The following is an 18,147-nucleotide window of genomic DNA, read 5'->3' as shown; positions in this document are numbered from 1 at the left end:
TCTCTACTTAATACTATGCTTATTCATCTTTTGTTCAAAGATAGTCGTGATAATCTGGCGCAATTCTTCGCGTTCTTTTTCTGGAATTTCACCACTTGTTTGAGCTGCAGCGTAGAGTTCAGGGTGTTCAATTGAAATGCGTTTAATCGTACGTGTCGTAGCATGTTTTCTGACAAAAAACGGAATTCGCTTAATCAAGTCTTGTGGTACTAGTGCAAGAATTTTCTCAGCAGTTTCCTTGTCACTAATCTTAGACGTAGTCAGGCCCTTCTTAATCATTTCCTGTTCTTTTTCTGTAAAATCTTTTAATTCCATTTGATTAGTCCTCCTATTTTCTCTAAGTTAGATTATATACCAATCCAGATAAAACTACAAATGGACTGTCTGAAAATATAAGCAATACTCTAAAGAGTGGCTTCTGGCTATTATCGATTGAAATAACCCATCAACTCATCAAAAATATAAATGTCCTAGGATTACTGTCATATCGTAACACTATTAAAGATTAACCCACTTATCGTTATCCATAATGAAAGGCTTAGCCAGTCCATCACCTGTATAGTCCTCGTACTTGGTGCCTAAATACTTGTAACAATCCTCCTTGCTGGCAAATTTAATCGCTTGGTAGGGTTCTTCGAATGTCAATTTCTCTACAAATAAGAAACCATCATCAGCAGGCACTAAAACACCAACGTGGCCTACAAACAGATACTCGCCATCCAGATTGTCGTGCAAGACCACAGATAACATTCGAGCTTTGTCGTTGAATTGAAACTGAGAGAAGAATTTTTCCATCTTTTCAGCGTGAACCTTGACATCTGTAGTTGCTTCAGTTGGAACTCTCGAAAATAGAATATCAAATTCTTCCTTATCTTGGGAATCAAAGACCTTTCCTTTATCAATCGCATCGTTATCTAGGAAAAGCAATTGGTCATTCTTTTCAAGCTTTGGAATGGTGACTGAATTTTTCAAAAGACAATAACTATTGATACGGCAGTTGGTTCCAACGAAATCACCCTTCTTTTGATTCCAGAGATGACTGATTTTTTCAACATCGTATTCTGTGTGAGTAAAGGAAGTGAAATCTCCTGATAAGCCAGTTGACCCGACAATGGTATTGTAATCATTTACAAGATTAAAAAATGCATTAACACTATTTGGATCCAAATTGGCTGATAAGAGTGATTTAACCTCTTCTGTACTTACCTGATTGTTTAGATTGGTGTATGAAGCTTTCCATGGGACTTTAGATGAACTGGTTTGCCTTTGATTCGTCCCCTCAGAAGTAGCATGTTGTTGTTGACAAGCTGCCAAGCCTAAAATCAAGATTGAACAGATTCCTAATGTGGCTAATTTTCTTGATTTCTTCATCTCTTTCTCCTTTTTACAGGTTTAGTAACTATCCTTATTATACTACATAAGTTGACCATAATCTACATCAACCACTTTTTAGAAAATCACAAATCCATTTGGAGAAATCACAAACTGATTCTCCAATTCTTGGCAATTGCTTGCTAGTGCTACTGTTTCTTTCTCTACAATATAATCTTTTGTTGATTGGTTGAAGATAGCTTTGAGGACCTGTCCTTCGTATGTCCATTCCAAAGCTAATAGATCAGGTTTGATTTCTTGAAGACCATACTTGCCCTGCAGAATGGTTGCTGATGCGTGTTTGCGAATCTTGATTAGCTTCTTCATGAAATTCAGCATATCATGGTCACTTGATACGCGTTCCCAAGGCATACAACGTCGACAATCTGGGTCTGGTCCTCCGGTCAAGGCAAGCTCGGTTCCGTAGTAGATACATGGTGTTCCCTTTTGTAAAAAGAGAAAGGCTAGGGCTGATTTAACCAGTTGCACATTCTCATTGGCCGTCCACAAGATTCGTTCTGTATCATGAGAATCCAAGAGATTAAACATAACTTCTGAAATTTGTTGCTTGTAATACATAGATTGGCCATTAATTTCATCTATGAACTGGTCTGTCTTCTTAACACCTCGTAAGAAATAGTCCTTGATACTATCAGATAAAGGATAATTCATGACCGCGTGGAATTCATCGCCATTTAACCAAGGCTGAGACGTATGCCAGACTTCTCCTAGGATATAAAGATCAGGCTTTTTAGCTAAAACTGCATTACGAAAATCCTTCCAGAACTGATGGTCAATCTCATTAGCCACATCCAAACGCCAAGCATCGATATCAAACTCTTCAATCCAATAAGTCGCAACCTTTAAAAGATAGTCCTTGACCTCTGGATTGGCTGTATTTAGTTTAGGCATATAGTCCTCGAAACCAAAAGCATGATAAGGTAAGTCTCTCTTATTAACTAGCTTTTCAGTTGTCACTGGGAATTGTTGAATATGGAACCAATCCTTATAAGCAGATTGCTCACCATTTTCGACAACATCTTGCCATTGAGGAGATTGCGAACCAATATGATTAAATACCGCATCCAACATGATTTTCATGCCACGCTGATGCGCTTGCTCCAACAGTTCCCGAAAGGTCTCCTTGTCTCCAAAATGACGGTCAATTTCAAAGTAATCCGTCGTATTGTACTTATGATTGCTCGTGGATTCAAAGATAGGACAAAGATAAAGTCCAGTAATACCCAAGTCTTGCAAATAATCCAGATGGTCAATAATCCCCTGTAAATCACCACCAAAGAAATCATCACTCTGAGGTGTGATAGATGAATCCCAGTCTAAAGTCCCTTCTGGGTTTAATAGAGCATTTCCATTAGCAAATCTCTCAGGAAATATCTGGTACCATACTGTATCTGAAACCCAGTCTGGCACTTGACATGCATCAATCTCATGAAGATAAGGCAACTTAAATCCATTTCCAATAGCATGAAGATTTTCTAGAGAATTTTCAACGCACCCTTTATCGCCATACAAAATACTTTGACCTTCTGTATCCTTGAGTTCAAAGAGATACTGGATACGTGCAAAGTCAACTGACACTTCAATCTGCCAATAATCAAATAAGGCATCAGAAGTTATTTTGGACATTTCTTTTGTATCCTGATAAAACTCCTCCATAAAGATAAAAGGGTCACCATAATGCAAGTTGATGCTTTCAATGTCCCCCTTCTTAGTTCGAATCCGAATATGAAGTTTCTTATCCTTATAAAGATAGGCATACTCCGACTCAGGCCTATGGTAAATAGCACTTAATTCCATTAATTTGTCTCCTTAAGTTCTAATTCAAATTTTACGCAAACGTTTTCATGATTGTGATTCTAGTATACTACTTTCGTATTTTATTTTCAAGGCTTGTCCGTAGATTCTAGTGGGTTGGTTCTATAAATAAAAAAGCAGCCAGTCTTACAACTTGCTACTTTTCAAATGATGATTTACAACTGTCTTTCCAACCACTCTATTTTTTTAAAATCCTTATTGTTATTGTGATCATTTCGATAGGAATCTTGGGAAGAAGCCTTGTAAATACTTAAAAACTGTTCCAAACTTGGAACGCGAAACGTGATGTCATCGAGATGAATCAACTCTATATCCGATTCCAAAACTCCTGCAAAATCAGGTAAAGAATCGATACTTCCGAATTCAACACTCAGACCATCCTTTTGGAATTCATGCTCATGAATATCTATTAAGGCGTAACCTAAGTGATTCATCACTTTCATTATCTTGTCCCACTCATAAATTCTGAGATGTTCGGGTGCTTCCCAACCTCTAGGGTCACCAGACACATGAATGTCAATGTCTGACGGCTCCCATTCTTCATTTGAACGGTATTCAAACCCCAAAGAGCCCATGAGAGTCGGAGTGATCCCGACTTGGTTTAAATGAGAACAAATTGTTCGAAATTCATCAAATAGAGAATTCATTCCTCCTCCAATCGTTGATATAGAACTTCATTTCGTTGTGAATAATAAACTAATTTTTACCTTTTACTCTTTCGGTTTTGAAAATACTTCTACTCGCTGAGCTAGGACTTTGATTTCTACAGGTAGGTTATCAGATTTATCACCGTCAACATCTGACTCCAATTCACTATCAGAAGAAATTTTAATATTACGAGCTTTGATATACTCGATATTATCATTTGCGACAACATCCCCTTTTAGTAAATCAGGAATAACGGATAATTTGGAGAATATAGAAGCATCTTTCAGAATCAAAATATTAGCATAGCCATCTTTGTTTTCTTCAAAGATTTTTTTATCAGCGAAGTAATTTGTCAAGAGAACCAACACATGGCTAGCTTCACCAACATAATTTCCATTTTCTGTCTCAACCTTAATGTTAAAGACCTGATCTGTCATGACAGACTTCATGGTATTTACAGCATAGGCTAAAATACCGAATTTTGTTTTGTCCTCGATTTCAACATTGTGAATCGCCTCAGGTAGAGAACCGATACTAAAGATATAACCAAAATAATTGTCATTCGCTTTTCCGATATCAATCTTATTGGTTAAATCAAAATCCAGTTCATCTATCGCGCCATCGATGTCTTGATTGATTTCCAACAGTTTTGTAATGAGGTTTCCCGTCCCACCAGGGATAATCCCTAACTTAGGAATGTAGTCTCTCTCAGCAATACCCGAAATAACTTCATTGACAGTCCCATCTCCACCAAAAACAACCACTGCATCGTACTGCTCACGTGAAGCCTCTTCAGCAAAATGTGTTGCATCCAGAGCTTTTTCGGTAATTTTGGTTTCTACGTGCTCAAAATATTCTTTTACTTTATTCTCCAGCTTTTCTTTGTAATCTAAAGCCTTCTCCCCACCAGAGGTAGGGTTGATAATTAACATTGCTTTTTTCATTAATGCTCTCCTTAATATTCGTTAGAAATGGTTACATTTCGTCGTATGCAAGTAAATGTACTCCCATTATACAATGAAATTACAGAAAAGAGAAATCTCACGTACTGGAGATTAATACACTTTTATTCTATTCTCCCATCGCATAACTACATCCTTTAAGGATTCATCCAAGTAAGAAAAGGCCTTATTCTTTATCCAGTCAGGAATACCATATGCCGCCTCGGCTATGCTTCCAGTGATTGCAGCCAGAGTATCACTGTCGCCACCAAGTGAGATGGCATTTCTTATCGCATCTTCAAAGTCTGTACTTTCAAGAAAGGCAATAATGGCTTGAGGGACAGTTTCCTGACATGTTTCGTTAAAACGATAGTTAGGACGAATTTCATCTAAAGTTTGAGATAGATTGTAGCCGTATGACTTCTCTATATAATCCTTAATTCGTCTTTTACACTCCATAGGATTGTCCTTAATTGGTTGCTCGTATTCTCTACAATAACCACCAAAGTAAAAACGACATAGAAAGATAGCATCAGCTGTAGCCATAGCACCTTTGATACCTTCCGGATGATTATGAGTTACCTCTGCAGAAAGACTCGCAAGACCTCTAGATGATGGCCACATTCCGGTTCTAGCATAAAAACTACAGTCCATGGACCAAGCGCATGGAGAAACACGCATAGCCGAACCATTCCCAAAGCTATTATAAGGCTCACGGTTATCGCTGTTTAGCCATGCATTAAACCGAGTACCATAATCAGCATCAGGATACATTCTACCATATTTCTTCATAGCATCAATGAAGTCGTCTTTTTGTCCCCCATTCATAATCGCCTCTGCGACAGCACAGGTCATAACCGTATCATCCGTGAAAAAACAATCCTCACGAAATAAAGGAAAATCCTTCGTTTTGATGTTGTTCCATTCGTAAACTGAACCTACAATGTCTCCAACAATTGCTCCTAGCATGGTATTCCTCCTTACAAACTATTGGTTGAGACTGACATTTCTACTTTTCATACTCGTCTATTCTATCAGCATATTCAGTCAAAAGTTTCTTTGAATAAATTTTTTCATTACTTGAATTTCTAACTTCTTTCCAAAGAATGGAAGCTACTTTTAGTTTATTCGAGCAGTTACGATTATTTTCGTCTGCACAGAAGTCCTTTAAAAATTGGTTCCATTGACAAACCGAATGGTCATACTTGGCATAATTTGAATCTCCATAATAAACTTTTAGCATATCTTGGATTGTAAAACTCAAATCATTTTCTCTTTTTACTTTTCTCCAAGCTGTCGCCATATCAGCAGTAAATTTAAAGGGTGAAACATCTGTTAAAGTTGAGAAATATTCTCTAAAGTGTGTATTAAAGGAGAATCCACATTCAAGTAAGGACGTATTTAATGTAACGACTTCTACTTGTTTCTTTTTCCTTTTTATTGATGATTTTTTAATTAAATTACCCTTAAAGTACTGCTCAATAATATGATTGAGTTCTTGTTTGGTACCTCTATATTCAAGTCCTAATGATTTACATAGTTGTGAAAGTTCATCACGATACCAATAGTATTTATTAAACTCATCAAAGGATGCGATTTTATCAAACTCAGGTCTACTTTCTATCAATATAACACCTCCTTAAAACCAATTTAGGTTGTCATAACGAAATAATGGAGTTTTAGTTTCTTTATTTTGAGGATTAGCTACGTTTCACTAACAAACTTACACATTCAGCGGTTCGGACTTACCGTATCATCCGTGAAAAAACAATCCTCACAAAATAAAGAAAAAACCTTCGTTTTGATATTGTTCCATTCGTAAACTGAACCTACAATATCTCCAATAATTGCTCCTAGCATCCGTTTCCTCCTTATGGCATTTCAGATTCGTTACACATTTCTAATGAATCACTCTTTAAAAATGGCACCACCAAATCAATCCACTCATAAGGCAGGTAAGCTGATAAATAACCGTGGTTATAGCCCTTTGCTTCATACAAAATTGTATTTGCATGTAGCTGATGAAATAATTTCGCTGATTCTTTCACACAGTTCAATTCTTTTTCACCATAGATATACAAAACCTGAGCCTTGCTAGCAGAAATCATATCTTTCAGCTTGTAACATCCCATATAGTTTTTGTAAATGGTCACCAATGTTTTGACAGGCGTCCTTGGCAAATCTTCCAAATAATAAGCTTTTATTTCCTCTGGATAAGCCAGTTTAGGATAGAGTTTGTTCATCATGCTTAACTGAAGTTTACAAGAGAATTTATTGAACATCAGTTTACCAAATAGAGACACTAGAAAGATGCTGATTTTAGCTAAACTTGGTTGAGGAATACAGAGGCTTCCATCTATGATGGCCTTCTCAGCAATTTCACTGTCTAAAGACAAAAGCTCCATGGCAATTTGACCACCAAGTGAAACACCACCGATCGCAAACAATTTTCCACCACAGTTTGCTTTGATATAGTCTAGAATCTCCAAAGCAGAATCTTCAGTAGAAACATAATCAAGTTGATATTCTTCTCCGTGGCCATTCAAGGTGGGTAGAATGACACGATACTCCTCCGACAAGATCCGTGCTTGACGAAGATAATTCCACCAAGAACTGCCACCGCCATGTATCAGTAAGATAGAAGGCAAATTCTTATCCCCAAATTCATGGAATTTCATGTTTAAACTCCTTACTGTAGGACTTTCACTAGCTACATCCTTGTTAATCTGTTTGAACAAGCAGTGATGCCTCATCGAATTGAAATTCACTAACATTGATCATCTAAATACATCAATCATTACTTTCGATAATAGTTATACTGATCAAAAATTTAAAATATTTTTTCCTTACTAATTCTGTTACTTGCCAATATAGTATAGATTAAATAAACAATAAAAATGATAATAAAAATAACATAGCAGCCAGTTTTACAACTTACTACTTTTCATATGATAATTTACAAATGTCTTTTCAGCCACTCGATCTTTTTAAAATCCTTATTGTTATTGTGATCATTTCGATAGGAGTCTTGAGAAGAAGCTTTGTAAATACTTAGATACTGCTCCAGATTTGGAAGACGAAAAGTGATGTCTTCAATGTGAATAAGCTCTATATCCGATTCCGAAACTCCTGCAAAATCAGGTAAGGAATCGATACTTCCAAATTCAACACTCACTCGATCCTTTTTGAATTCATGCTCATGAATATCTATAAAGACGTAGCCTAAGTCTTTCATCACTTTCATTATCTTGTCCCAGTCATAAATTCTGAGATGATCAGGTGCTTCCCAACCTCTAGGGTCACCAGGCACATGAATGTCAATGTCAGACGACCCCCAATTTTCTTTCGTTCTAAACTCCAATCCCAAAGACCCCATCAGTGTCGGTGTAATTCCGACTCGATTTAAATGGAAACAAATGGTTTTAAATTCTTCAAATAAGAGACTCATATTTACTCTAAACCTTTCATCTAAATGATCGTTATTTCTACTTTATTACCTTGAACAAAATCATCTTCATTTTCTAGAGTATATCCAGTTATTTTGGATACAAATTCTTTTCCTTCTTTTAAGGACCCAAATGCGACTAGATCTTTATAAGAAGGATTTTGATGCAATTCCAACATATACATCTCTAGTCATTCTGATTACGGATCATCTGCTTCTACTTCACTGATGCCTCAGCTCGCACAAGTAGTGATACCGCCTCAACGTGATGCGTTTGCGGGACTCAAAAGGTTTGGGGAACCTTTTGAGGATTAACTGCGTTTCACTAACAAACTAACACATTCGACATGTGCTGAGAGCTTTCTTCTATACTAATAGACGAAAGGGTGTGAAAATGATTTTTAAATGATACTGTGGAACGGAACAGTAGCCCTAGTATTGACTACTGTCGTTTCTATTCATATTGGCTATTCTAGGACTGAGATGAAAAAATCTATAAATGCTCAGAATAAAATTGAACCCGCAAATCTCCCCAAAACAATGGTGAGTCATGTACTTGTATTATTCCGAAAAAATACACCTCTGGTGCAGTGAGACAAATTGGTGTATCTTATAGTGGCTTCGTAGATGAAAGCTATACTCTACTATCACTCTTTGATGATGTAGAACAAATTGAAAAAGATAATAGACTTCAGACAGCTATTGATGTTGTCAGAGAACAGTTTGGTTTTTTAGCCATACAAAAAGGAACCGTCCTAACTGAAGGTTCCAGAAATATTGAACGCAGTAAACTTATCGGTGGTCATTCCGCGGGTGGATTGGAGGGATTAAAATGAAACAAGAAAAAAATACAGTACAATTTTCAGAAATCCGTAGCAAAGGATGTAATGATATTGAAATGCTTGAAAGATTTTTACATGGAATCGTTGAAACAGCAACTTCAAAACTTCGTCAGAGAAAACTCAAAACAACTGAAATATCGATACGACTAGTACATGCTAAATCTGAAAACCGATTACCATTGGAATTTACATTTAGCATTAAGCCAACAAGCTCATCTGTGATAATCTATACTGAGGTAATCAATCGCTTTAAAGAATGTTACACAGGTGGGGGAATTCAAGGTTTTACGATTCAATTTGATAAAAATACCCTTGCCTCTGCATAGAAAGGATTTGATATGATTGACCGTTCATATTTACCATTTCAATCAGCAAGAGAGTACCAGGATACAAAGATGCAAAAATGGATGGGCTTTTTCCTATCTGAACATGCATCAGCACTCTCTGATGATACAAACAAAGTAACGTACATGTCTGACTTATCACTAGAGAAGAAATTATTACTCCTCAGTCAAGTATACGCCGGGCAGCTACGCACACGCATTCAAGTGATTGAAAAAAACAAGCGTGTTTCCTACACTGGAACAATACCAAGTCTGACCAAAGATTTCATTTTGATAAAAACTACAACAGGTCACATCAATTTGAAATTAAAAGACATTATTAGTATTGAACTTGTCGAGGAGGTGCTCTATGAATCAGCTTGAGTTTCAGCGTAATCACCTACAAATGGACTATTATAGCGAGAGCTACCAAGATTTTGAACGTGACTTCTACCGCTACTCTAACATGAATATTCCATTGACCTTCCTAACTGATGATATCCTAAAAACAATGGCGACTTCACGTAAGAATTACTTTGTCCTCAATAAGGAAAAGTCCAGAGATAACCGCGATCACTTCTTCATATTTGAAGTAAGTACCGTAGATGAGAATCCGCTAATCTATCATTATACATATAAGAAAACTACAATATATTTAGCAGAAAAATAGGAGCAGTTCAATTGACTGTTCCTATTTTTAATATTCATAAAATCTAAAGTCTTTATACTCTTTAACAATGGAGTCGCCAACCAGAACAGACTATACTGACCAGCGACTACCTTAAATTTAATGTTTCAGATTTATTTTCTTATCTCTAATTTCATAAACTACATCTGCTACATTTTCGAGTAATCGTTTATCGTGGGTGATAAACACGATAGTTCCGGTGTACTCCTTCATTAGTATTTCCAAAGCCTCTAAACTTGGTATGTCAAGGAAGTTACTGGGTTCATCCATTATTAGGATGTTATATCTACCCATGAGCATTTTAGCAAGCAACAATTTTATAATTTCTCCACCGCTTAAAACAGATAAACTTTTTCCAATATCGTTCTGTTTGAACCCCATAGATGCTAGCACTGAACGAATTTCTGATATATTGTAGTCACAATCCTTCTGCATAAACTCCATAACATTCTGATTACTGTTGTACTTGTAACCATTCTGTGCAAAGTAACCTATTTTTGCCTTAGGCGAAATAGAAATTCCTTCTTCATGGTTTAAGATCATTTGGATTAAAGTTGTTTTTCCGATTCCATTACCACCAGTTAACGCCACTTTTGCTCCTAACGGAATTTGAAAAGATGCATTTTCAAACAGAGCCTTATCCCCAAATACTTTATTAATTTCTGCACCGACTATAGGGTATGGATTATGGAGCTCCAATGCTTTACTTTGCCTGAAACGAATTCTGCGAATGCCTTCCGGAGCTTCTACTTTTCCTAAGGCCGCAATCCTGTGCTCTAGGGTTTTAGCAGCATTATACATCTTTTTTTCCTTACTTCCTATTGATTTTTGATGAGCTAAACGCCCTCCGTCTTCAGTACTTTTTTTCTTTGAAGAACCTTTTGCCTTCTGTTCTATTTTACGAGCCTGTTTTCGCTTTTCCTCCGCAGCCCTTTCCAATCGGGCACGTTCCGCAATAAATTGTTCGTATTCTGCAGCTTGGCTCTTACGTTCTTCCTCTTTCTGACGAAGATAATCAGAATAGTTTCCCCAATACTCAGTGATTTTGCCATCTTTCAGTTCCCATATTTTATCTACTATTTCATCAAGAAAATAGCGGTCATGGCTAATAACTAACAGTGCACCTGTAAAATATTTTAGCTGTCCTATTAGAAAATCAATTCCTTCACGGTCTAAATGGCTCGTAGGTTCATCCGCTAAAATACCATGAACCTGTGCCGATAAGGCCTGTGCTATTTTAAGCCTTGTTTCTTCACCACCGCTCATAGTCTGTATATTTAATTGCTCAACACCTAGCTTGCCTACAAGTGCAAAATCTTTTTCCTCCTGCAGAGTTACTTCGTCCAACTGGGGAATATAGGCAAGTTCACCCAGACGATTCATTTTACATCCTGGGGGAGTTAATTCTCCTAAAAGTACCCTGAGTAAAGTGCTTTTTCCAGCACCATTTGCTCCTACTAAACCAATACGGTCATAATCATATACTTCTAATTCATTTATATCTAAAACATCGCGTCCTTTGAATTCCACACGAATGTCTTTTGCTTTTAATATTAATTCCATAACATTTCCTCCTGTCTATAATCGCATGCTTTCATTTGCTTGTATGCAGGGAAAACCCTGCGATTTTAGCAGGAAGAGTTACATGAAAATAAGATACATAAATATTCCTCCAATATTGTTTATTTTAAATCTAATTTTCTAACCTCAGTTATCATTTGGCAAACTATAGCAATGCCAATAATTAAAATACCTGATAGTAAAAACCAATGATTTACACCGATTTTATCAGCAAAGAATCCAGAAAGAATTAACCCAATTGGCATAGCAAGTGACATGATACTTCCGATCAAAGAAAATACACGTCCTAAATATTCAGGCTTAATTTTCTCCTGAAAAAGAGCTGTTTGCACACCGCTATAAAATGGCACCGAAAGCCCCATTATTGCACAGCAAACTACGAATATTACAAATCCATTTGGAGGAAGTATTCCCGAAACGGCTAAACTGGTCCCCATTATAAAAAATGAACTTGTTATTAGTAATACATGCTTTTCGAAGCCCCCTAATCTTCCTAATAATAAGCCTCCTGCTAGCATCCCAAATGCAAAGGAAATTTCCGTAATAGAAATATGCACAGGCGTTCCATTAAAGTGTTCCATGCTTATTAAAGGAAATAGTGCATTGATTGGCATATAAACAAAAGTATATAGTGTTCCTAAGAGTAATAAGGCAAACAATCCTTTGTTTTGTCTCAGAACCACAACTCCTTCTTTCATCTCCCTTATGAAATTTGGTTCTAAACTTTGCACTTGATTACCCAGCTTAGGTATACGTACAATTGCTACCGTAATAGATGCAATCACAGCACCCAATACGTCGATGGCAATAATAGCATTTAAATCCCAAACGGAGTATAAGAGTGCTGCAACTGCCGGACTAACAATATAGCTTATAGACTGCAAAGACTGACTATAGCCTGCGCATTTCGTTAGCTGTTCTTCTGGTACTAAAAGTGGTGTAACCGCATTGAGTGCTGGGGTATGAAAAGCTGTTCCAATGCTACGGATAAACAATACTATCATAATCATCCAGACAGGTAGCTCCATACAGAATGCAACAATAGCAAGCACTGCACCAGCTGCTGCGATAATTAAATCGGCACCAATCATTATCTTCTTCCTATCATGACGATCCACTAGCACACCAATGGCAGGTCCCAAAATCGCATAGGGTAAAAAACCTACTAATGAAGCCATAGACAAGACCATCGCAGATCCTGTTTTTTCTGTAAGGTAAAAAATAATCGCCATTTGCAGGATGGCACTAGTGATTAATGATACTGCTTGCCCTGCCCATATTGCATAAAATTTTCGTTTCCAATTGTTGTATTTTTCCATTTATATTATCTCCTGCATATTATTTTGCTTGAATTTCTATTTTGAATAGCATTCTAGGCAATAAAAAATGCAGGCCAAACCCCACAATGTGGCTTTTGGTCTGCATACATACAATTTGGAAACATTCATATTAAAGACATAGTTAAATAAAGGTATAGTTAAATAACCAATATCCTCACCGTAACTAATGAATGCTCAATATCGTATAAATAAGCACAACAAAAAAGCCTATCATCGGGTATAGATTCTGCTTTTTTTATTGCCAGCTTATCTTAAACGCATTGAGGCTGTCATAGTTTCGGTTCCTCCTACATCTTTGTTTATATCAATTTATAGTATAACACAACAAGATGATATGTTCAATATAAAAGTTATGGAATGAGACTCATACTTCCAATTCGATGCCAGATTTAAAGGATATGACGAAGTTTTCTTCATAGACTGTAACGCTCTGGATTATCTTCCTTAGTAGCAAGCGATTAGCTTTCACAAAATCTTCTGTTTGTAGTTTTAAAAATTCATCAGGATTTTCTAACTCAACCTCAAAATATTTCATTTTACATTCCCTCATTTCATTTATTGATAAATTGAGTTTGCAAAAAAGAGTGGACAATTTTTGTCTACTCTTAACCTTTAAAATAGTTTTTTTTAATCGATTTGAAGTTGCCTAAATTATTACTTATTCGGTAAAATGAAGTATTGCTTTCAACAGATTTCCTTCAACTACACTTCACTTGATTCAAACAAGGTGGGTACATTTCTATTCCCACAAACTCCTTGTCAATGGAAACAAACACGTACCCACAGGGTAAATGGAAATAGAAACTGATAATTTCTAGCTATCACTTCTACTCATTCCAAAAATTTTCTCACTCTGATACTTACCCACCATAAAGCAAAAAGCCTTGCAATCAAGGCTTTCATTATCCCTTTCGTTCAAAGGTTTCTAAGCTTTTACGAGCAGAGCGACACACTCAGCGGTTCGCTATCTCCGTTCTGTCTGCGTGCTAGCACTTGTCAATCACGGACAGCTATCGCATGGGCGGAAGTAAATGCTAATCTTCGTCGTTTTACTCCTTGACTAGCAAACTTACCGCCTCAACATGATGCGTTTGCGGAAATAAATCCACTGGCTGGACTTTCTTCAATTCATATCCTAACTCTTGGTAGAGTTTGATATCACGCGCCATGGTAGCGACATTACATGAGATATAAGCGATGCGGTCTGCTCCAGTTTGACTACTTGCCTTGATAAAGCTTTCGGTTAAGCCCTTGCGTGGAGGATCAACCAAGATAACGGTTGGTTGAATTCCATCTTTAAGCCAATTCTTCATAGCATTTTCAGCTGTGTCACAGACATAGTGAGCGTTTGAAATATTGTTCAGTTGGGCATTCTTCTTGCTATTTTCAACTGCTTCTGGAATGACTTCAACACCATAAACCTCTTTGACATGTTTCGCAACAGAGAGGCCAATCGTCCCGATACCAGAATAGGCATCAATGACCACATCATCTTCTTTTAACTCCGCAAAGTCAATAGCTGTTTTATAGAGTTTTTCAGCCATTTCAGTATTAACTTGGTAAAAAGCTGGACCAGCGATTTGGTAGTCATTGCCAAGCATTTTGTCAGTGATAAAATCTTGTCCATAAAGCGTACGCCACTCCTTACCAAAAATCGCATTGGTATTTTGGTCGTTGATATTTTGCATAACAGACACAATCTCTGGGAACTGCTTGATTAGTTGTTCAATCAATTGCTCCACTCGGAAAATTTTAGGACGAGTTGTCACCAAAATAACCATGATTTGTCCTGAGTAGTGACCTCTACGTACCACAAGATTACGAATCAATCCTGATTGTTCCTTTTCATCATAAGGTTTCAAATCATAACGGCGGAGCAAGTCGCGTAGGGCTACTACTACCTCATCAATCACAGGATCTTGGATAAAGAAATCTTCCAGTGGCATGAGGTCGTGGGAATTCTTACGGAAAAATCCAGTTTCCAAGATACCATTTACTCGACGAACAGGCACCTGTGCCTTATTACGATACTTAATTGGATTATCCATACCAAGCGTTTCAGAAACCTCTACATCAGCAATTCCTGCAATCTTGTAAAGACTGTCCTTGACCTGCTTGGTTTTAAACTTGAGCTGTTCTGGATAGGCAAGATGACCTAAATCAGCAATTCCTGAACGCAGGTAAGCCAAATCTAAATCTTGATTGCGGTGTGGTGATTGGACAAGGTATTCTTCAACTTTCCCAAAACCAATCTTTTTATTGACTTTGAGGACACGCATGAGTATTTTTTCGCTTGGTAAAGCATTCTCAACAAAAAATACCAAACCATCCACCTTGGCAACTCCTGCTCCTTCATGGGTCAAATCAACAATTTCAACTTCTACAATATCATTTTTCTTTAACATTCTCTTCTCTTTCTATTGGCCGACAAAAAAGACGGCAACGTTACGGTTACCATCTATTATACCATGAAATTTCTTAAGAACCAAAACTCTTAAAGAAGTTGACAATAGCTTGCCAGAGGGAGCTTAAGAAGTTCCCACCGTCCTCTAGCGCCTTATCCGCATCAAAGTTAAGGTTGATATTTTTAAAACTGTCGCCAGCTTGTGATACGATACTTTGTTTAAGGTCATTCAAGGTTTTAGTGAAGTCTGCATTGCTGAGGATATCACTCTTTGAAAGATTCAAAGCAAAATTGATGATGATATTGATCTGGTTTCCTGTTATAACCTGATCAAGTTTGTAATTTTTTAAGGTATCTTCAACAATTTTACGGACATCTTCCTCTGTCAGATTTCCCTTGCTTTCTTTAGCTTTAGCGAGTCCTGACTTGATATCAGCTAGGGCAACGTTTAATTTATTAGCATCATAGCCTGACTTATCCTTGTTTTCAGCATTGATATCAGACAAAGCCTTCAACTCTTCTTGAGCCAAGTCTTTATTGGCTTGTGGCACCTTGGCTCCATTAGCTTCAAGTGAATAGTAAATCCCTGCTAAGGCACTCTCACCTGTAACTGGAATGGGTGCTGCTACAGTGATTTTGGCGTGCTCGACACCCAAAGTTACGGCCGCATTGCGGTACATATCCTGCGTTACCTTAGTAATGTTTTCTGGTGTTTCAATCTTGACCTCAAGTGGTGATTTGTCACCTAGTTTTTGAATCTTGGCTGATGAATACAACTGTAAACTAGAGTCATTGGCCACATTCATAATCTTAGAATAGACATCAGGTGTCATGGTTTTGAGTTCTTTGGTATCTGTTGAGGCATTGTAGCCAAGTTTCTTTAGGGTTTGATTTTTTTGGTCTTCAGATAGGGATGAACCTAGGACATATTCAGGTTGAACATAGGTTTCGTCAATGACTTTTTGAACATCTGTTGCTGCATGGACGCTATTCATAGCTGTTACTGCCCACAAAACCGCAGCACTGGTCAGAAAGAGTTTCTTTCTCATAGGGATTTTCCTCCTTTACCTTTCTAGGGTAATATATCTATCTTAAAGAAAACTTATAACAAAACTTATAATAAAAACACCTGGACTAGCCAGATGTCGAAAAGAGAGTGAAACATTTGATGATGTAAAGGTTGAGTTGCACCTGTCTAGAATAATAATAGTTTCCTCCATTTACATAGAGTTCGGCTCCATGAAAAATGGAAATGGGATGAATATAACTATAAGTCTTTCCAGTGGTATTGCCAAGCAAGGGAGCAACAGTCTCACGAGAGTACTGTTTGGCCAGAGCCAAGGTGTTTTCCTTGCCATTTTGGGCGATATAATCGATATAGGCAGGACCGAAATTATAGGCTTGAACAGCCGTCCAGACATCTACACCCTTCTTCTGAGCCAGATAGAGATTGTCTGTCAGAGTTTGAACGCCTTGCCGAATGCTAGAGGCATTATCATTGATGGTGTTGGTGGAACCACTTGCAGACTCACTAGACTGCATAACATCGCCTTCTTTTCCTTTTGTTTCGGTATAAATCATAGCGAGCACAAGCTCTTCGTTTGCTGGGGTGTCTTTTTCACTCAAGATTTCTCGCACCATGGGTTGATAGGTCATGACTTGCTTGACATCTTGGTGAATGCGGTAAGCTTTATATCCAGCAAAAAGGAAGACTGCTAGTACAAGCACTCTTCGAATTCGTTTAAACATTATTTACTTTGAATATCCTCGATATTTTTGATTAAGATAGAGTAGGTTCCATTATCATTTTGGATAAACTCAACAGACTCGGCGTCTTGATAGACGTTATTGGGAACGATGAGCTCAATTCCATTTGACAAGGAAAGTTTTTGGTTTTCAAATTTCTTTAATTGGCGACTGGCATCAATTTCATCAAATTGAACAGGCTCTGGTACAGATTCCTTGACTTGATCAATAAAGCTCAAACGAGCCGTCAGATTATTGTCAAAAAGGTCGTTGGCCAATTTTTCAGGTGACAATTCATTGCTTTCTTCCAGATTGTTAAAAATAGCTGATTTGACCTTGGATTGAAATTGAAAGTCATCTGTGTTAAAGGTTTCAGCAATGCGCTTTGCCGTTTTTTCCAGTTCTTTAATAGATTTCTTGGGTGAAATTTTAGGGGCGACAGCAAGAAGATTATCTGAAAAATAATTCAAAAAAGTCCCGTTATACTTGATTCGTTTTTCAATCAGATGGTACTTGCGACTCTGAAGATTGACCACCAAGGCTTCGTCAGCACCCGTTCCAAATCCAGGCAGGTTATTCTGAGTTAGCTTGATTGGATTATCAACTTCTCCTCCGAGGTGGGTCAAGGTCTCCCGCAGGGCAATTCGCAAGAAAGCGAAATGTTCCACGCCTTCTTTAGAAAATTGCACAAAAATCAAGTCATTGGTCTTGAGATTTTCTGAAATGCTGAACTCCTCTTTCCAGAGATTAGCCAGCGTTACTGATGTCTCCAACAAATCGTCTGTGATGTGATTGAAGAAGGGATTTTCTTCCTCGAAAATCCCAGTCTTGGCTTCATCTGAATACACACGTTCAATTTTTCTACGCAGGTATTCTTCGATTTTTGGAGTGATATTGAGAAACTTATCCGCTAGAAACAGCTCGGTATCATCCGGGCTAAACTGATGGATAATGGCTTTCTTAATATAAATGTCCATAAAAG

At 37.4% G+C, this 18,147-nt stretch carries 22 protein-coding genes; 4 read left to right on the top strand and 18 right to left on the bottom strand.

All coding sequences use genetic code 11. The features are described from left to right. Positions 1-3: 3 nt before the first annotated feature. The 11 genes from ACERDH_RS01410 to ACERDH_RS01360 all read right to left on the bottom strand — a co-directional run bounded on the left by ACERDH_RS01410 (position 4) and on the right by ACERDH_RS01360 (position 8,420). The gene (locus ACERDH_RS01410) at positions 4-315 is read right to left on the bottom strand and encodes a hypothetical protein (RefSeq protein ID WP_000420556.1); all 312 of its coding nucleotides are present in this window, start codon (positions 313-315) and stop codon (positions 4-6) included. Between the two features lie 183 nt (positions 316-498). Next, positions 499-1,371 carry a DUF4300 family protein gene (locus ACERDH_RS01405; protein WP_386681923.1) on the bottom strand — a complete coding sequence of 291 codons (873 nt, stop codon included), beginning with the start codon at positions 1,369-1,371 and terminating at the stop codon, positions 499-501. A 78-nt stretch (positions 1,372-1,449) separates the two neighbouring features. Continuing rightward, entirely contained in the window at positions 1,450-3,189 is a 1,740-nt protein-coding gene (locus ACERDH_RS01400; protein ID WP_386681920.1) for a glycoside hydrolase family 13 protein, read from the bottom strand. Positions 3,190-3,362: 173 nt separating this feature from the next. Continuing rightward, positions 3,363-3,854, bottom strand: a complete 492-nt coding sequence (locus ACERDH_RS01395; RefSeq protein WP_386681917.1) for a phosphoribosylanthranilate isomerase — start codon at positions 3,852-3,854, stop codon at positions 3,363-3,365. Positions 3,855-3,917: 63 nt separating this feature from the next. Then, positions 3,918-4,799 carry a diacylglycerol/lipid kinase family protein gene (locus ACERDH_RS01390; RefSeq protein ID WP_386681914.1) on the bottom strand — a complete coding sequence of 294 codons (882 nt, stop codon included), beginning with the start codon at positions 4,797-4,799 and terminating at the stop codon, positions 3,918-3,920. Between the two features lie 111 nt (positions 4,800-4,910). Continuing rightward, on the bottom strand, positions 4,911-5,765 hold the full coding sequence (locus ACERDH_RS01385) for an ADP-ribosylglycohydrolase family protein (RefSeq protein ID WP_386681911.1): 855 nt from the start codon (positions 5,763-5,765) through the stop codon (positions 4,911-4,913). Positions 5,766-5,805: 40 nt separating this feature from the next. Beyond that, positions 5,806-6,423: an SAP domain-containing protein gene (locus tag ACERDH_RS01380; protein WP_386681908.1), complete on the bottom strand. Its 618-nt coding sequence runs from the start codon at positions 6,421-6,423 to the stop codon at positions 5,806-5,808. A 104-nt stretch (positions 6,424-6,527) separates the two neighbouring features. After that, complete coding sequence (locus ACERDH_RS01375; RefSeq protein WP_077805089.1) at positions 6,528-6,656, bottom strand: ADP-ribosylglycohydrolase; 129 nt, start codon at positions 6,654-6,656, stop codon at positions 6,528-6,530. Positions 6,657-6,667: 11 nt separating this feature from the next. Further along, entirely contained in the window at positions 6,668-7,474 is an 807-nt protein-coding gene (locus tag ACERDH_RS01370; RefSeq protein ID WP_386681904.1) for an alpha/beta hydrolase, read from the bottom strand. Positions 7,475-7,752: 278 nt separating this feature from the next. Continuing rightward, entirely contained in the window at positions 7,753-8,244 is a 492-nt protein-coding gene (locus ACERDH_RS01365; RefSeq protein WP_386681901.1) for a phosphoribosylanthranilate isomerase, read from the bottom strand. 20 nt (positions 8,245-8,264) lie between these two features. Next, positions 8,265-8,420, bottom strand: coding sequence for a hypothetical protein (locus ACERDH_RS01360; protein WP_386681898.1), 156 nt, complete (start codon positions 8,418-8,420; stop codon positions 8,265-8,267). Positions 8,421-8,831: 411 nt separating this feature from the next. Between ACERDH_RS01360 and ACERDH_RS01355 the strand changes: the two genes are divergently transcribed. Genes ACERDH_RS01355 through ACERDH_RS01340 form a run of 4 tightly spaced genes read left to right on the top strand, consistent with a single transcriptional unit; the run spans position 8,832 to position 10,076 of the window. Further along, positions 8,832-9,077, top strand: a complete 246-nt coding sequence (locus ACERDH_RS01355; protein ID WP_001813542.1) for a hypothetical protein — start codon at positions 8,832-8,834, stop codon at positions 9,075-9,077. Continuing rightward, a complete protein-coding gene (locus ACERDH_RS01350; protein WP_000806926.1) occupies positions 9,074-9,409 on the top strand; it encodes a DinB/UmuC family translesion DNA polymerase in 336 nt (111 codons plus the stop codon). Before ACERDH_RS01355 ends, ACERDH_RS01350 begins: the two co-directional genes overlap by 4 nt. A 12-nt stretch (positions 9,410-9,421) precedes the next feature. Next, positions 9,422-9,790: a hypothetical protein gene (locus ACERDH_RS01345; RefSeq protein ID WP_000567222.1), complete on the top strand. Its 369-nt coding sequence runs from the start codon at positions 9,422-9,424 to the stop codon at positions 9,788-9,790. Next, positions 9,777-10,076 (top strand): DUF5960 family protein, encoded by a 300-nt coding sequence (locus tag ACERDH_RS01340; RefSeq protein ID WP_001072467.1) that lies wholly within the window; start codon positions 9,777-9,779, stop codon positions 10,074-10,076. The genes ACERDH_RS01345 and ACERDH_RS01340 overlap by 14 nt, the downstream gene beginning before the upstream one ends. A 117-nt stretch (positions 10,077-10,193) precedes the next feature. Here the strand turns inward: ACERDH_RS01340 and msr(D) are convergent, their stop codons facing one another. From msr(D) to ACERDH_RS01305, 7 genes are all read right to left on the bottom strand, one after another. Continuing rightward, positions 10,194-11,657 (bottom strand): ABC-F type ribosomal protection protein Msr(D), encoded by a 1,464-nt coding sequence (gene msr(D), locus ACERDH_RS01335; RefSeq protein ID WP_000420313.1) that lies wholly within the window; start codon positions 11,655-11,657, stop codon positions 10,194-10,196. Positions 11,658-11,776: 119 nt separating this feature from the next. Further along, positions 11,777-12,994: a macrolide efflux MFS transporter Mef(A) gene (gene mef(A), locus ACERDH_RS01330; RefSeq protein WP_000417519.1), complete on the bottom strand. Its 1,218-nt coding sequence runs from the start codon at positions 12,992-12,994 to the stop codon at positions 11,777-11,779. A gap of 385 nt (positions 12,995-13,379) precedes the next feature. Beyond that, positions 13,380-13,550, bottom strand: coding sequence for a hypothetical protein (locus ACERDH_RS01325; RefSeq protein ID WP_000873143.1), 171 nt, complete (start codon positions 13,548-13,550; stop codon positions 13,380-13,382). 514 nt (positions 13,551-14,064) lie between these two features. Then, a complete protein-coding gene (gene rlmD, locus ACERDH_RS01320) occupies positions 14,065-15,420 on the bottom strand; it encodes a 23S rRNA (uracil(1939)-C(5))-methyltransferase RlmD (RefSeq protein WP_386681841.1) in 1,356 nt (451 codons plus the stop codon). A 73-nt stretch (positions 15,421-15,493) separates the two neighbouring features. Beyond that, complete coding sequence (locus tag ACERDH_RS01315) at positions 15,494-16,468, bottom strand: DUF1002 domain-containing protein (protein WP_001227769.1); 975 nt, start codon at positions 16,466-16,468, stop codon at positions 15,494-15,496. A gap of 85 nt (positions 16,469-16,553) precedes the next feature. Next, positions 16,554-17,168, bottom strand: a complete 615-nt coding sequence (gene pmp23 / locus ACERDH_RS01310) for a cell wall hydrolase Pmp23 (RefSeq protein WP_033681808.1) — start codon at positions 17,166-17,168, stop codon at positions 16,554-16,556. Continuing rightward, complete coding sequence (locus ACERDH_RS01305; RefSeq protein WP_386681836.1) at positions 17,168-18,142, bottom strand: nucleoid-associated protein; 975 nt, start codon at positions 18,140-18,142, stop codon at positions 17,168-17,170. Before ACERDH_RS01305 ends, pmp23 begins: the two co-directional genes overlap by 1 nt. Positions 18,143-18,147: the final 5 nt, after the last annotated feature.

Origin of the sequence: Streptococcus bovismuti, assembly GCF_042436615.2 — a bacterium.
Classification (GTDB): domain Bacteria; phylum Bacillota; class Bacilli; order Lactobacillales; family Streptococcaceae; genus Streptococcus.
The sequence above is the reverse complement of the archived record's forward strand: the minus strand, read 5'-3'. Positions and strand labels throughout refer to the sequence as shown.

Bases quoted from the DNA above. Each gene is read 5' to 3' on its own strand.
- ACERDH_RS01400 (WP_386681920.1), bottom strand. From the start codon at position 3,189: ATGGAATTAAGTGCTATTTACCATAGGCCTGAGTCGGAGTATGCCTAT.
- ACERDH_RS01365 (WP_386681901.1), bottom strand. From the start codon at position 8,244: ATGAGTCTCTTATTTGAAGAATTTAAAACCATTTGTTTCCATTTAAAT.
- ACERDH_RS01340 (WP_001072467.1), top strand. From the start codon at position 9,777: ATGAATCAGCTTGAGTTTCAGCGTAATCACCTACAAATGGACTATTAT.
- ACERDH_RS01390 (WP_386681914.1), bottom strand. From the start codon at position 4,799: ATGAAAAAAGCAATGTTAATTATCAACCCTACCTCTGGTGGGGAGAAG.
- rlmD (WP_386681841.1), bottom strand. From the start codon at position 15,420: ATGTTAAAGAAAAATGATATTGTAGAAGTTGAAATTGTTGATTTGACC.
- ACERDH_RS01395 (WP_386681917.1), bottom strand. From the start codon at position 3,854: ATGAATTCTCTATTTGATGAATTTCGAACAATTTGTTCTCATTTAAAC.
- ACERDH_RS01305 (WP_386681836.1), bottom strand. From the start codon at position 18,142: ATGGACATTTATATTAAGAAAGCCATTATCCATCAGTTTAGCCCGGAT.
- ACERDH_RS01410 (WP_000420556.1), bottom strand. From the start codon at position 315: ATGGAATTAAAAGATTTTACAGAAAAAGAACAGGAAATGATTAAGAAG.
- ACERDH_RS01370 (WP_386681904.1), bottom strand. From the start codon at position 7,474: ATGAAATTCCATGAATTTGGGGATAAGAATTTGCCTTCTATCTTACTG.
- ACERDH_RS01315 (WP_001227769.1), bottom strand. From the start codon at position 16,468: ATGAGAAAGAAACTCTTTCTGACCAGTGCTGCGGTTTTGTGGGCAGTA.
- ACERDH_RS01405 (WP_386681923.1), bottom strand. From the start codon at position 1,371: ATGAAGAAATCAAGAAAATTAGCCACATTAGGAATCTGTTCAATCTTG.
- ACERDH_RS01385 (WP_386681911.1), bottom strand. From the start codon at position 5,765: ATGCTAGGAGCAATTGTTGGAGACATTGTAGGTTCAGTTTACGAATGG.
- ACERDH_RS01375 (WP_077805089.1), bottom strand. From the start codon at position 6,656: ATGCTAGGAGCAATTATTGGAGATATTGTAGGTTCAGTTTACGAATGG.
- pmp23 (WP_033681808.1), bottom strand. From the start codon at position 17,168: ATGTTTAAACGAATTCGAAGAGTGCTTGTACTAGCAGTCTTCCTTTTT.
- ACERDH_RS01360 (WP_386681898.1), bottom strand. From the start codon at position 8,420: ATGTTGGAATTGCATCAAAATCCTTCTTATAAAGATCTAGTCGCATTT.
- ACERDH_RS01345 (WP_000567222.1), top strand. From the start codon at position 9,422: ATGATTGACCGTTCATATTTACCATTTCAATCAGCAAGAGAGTACCAG.
- ACERDH_RS01350 (WP_000806926.1), top strand. From the start codon at position 9,074: ATGAAACAAGAAAAAAATACAGTACAATTTTCAGAAATCCGTAGCAAA.
- ACERDH_RS01325 (WP_000873143.1), bottom strand. From the start codon at position 13,550: ATGAAATATTTTGAGGTTGAGTTAGAAAATCCTGATGAATTTTTAAAA.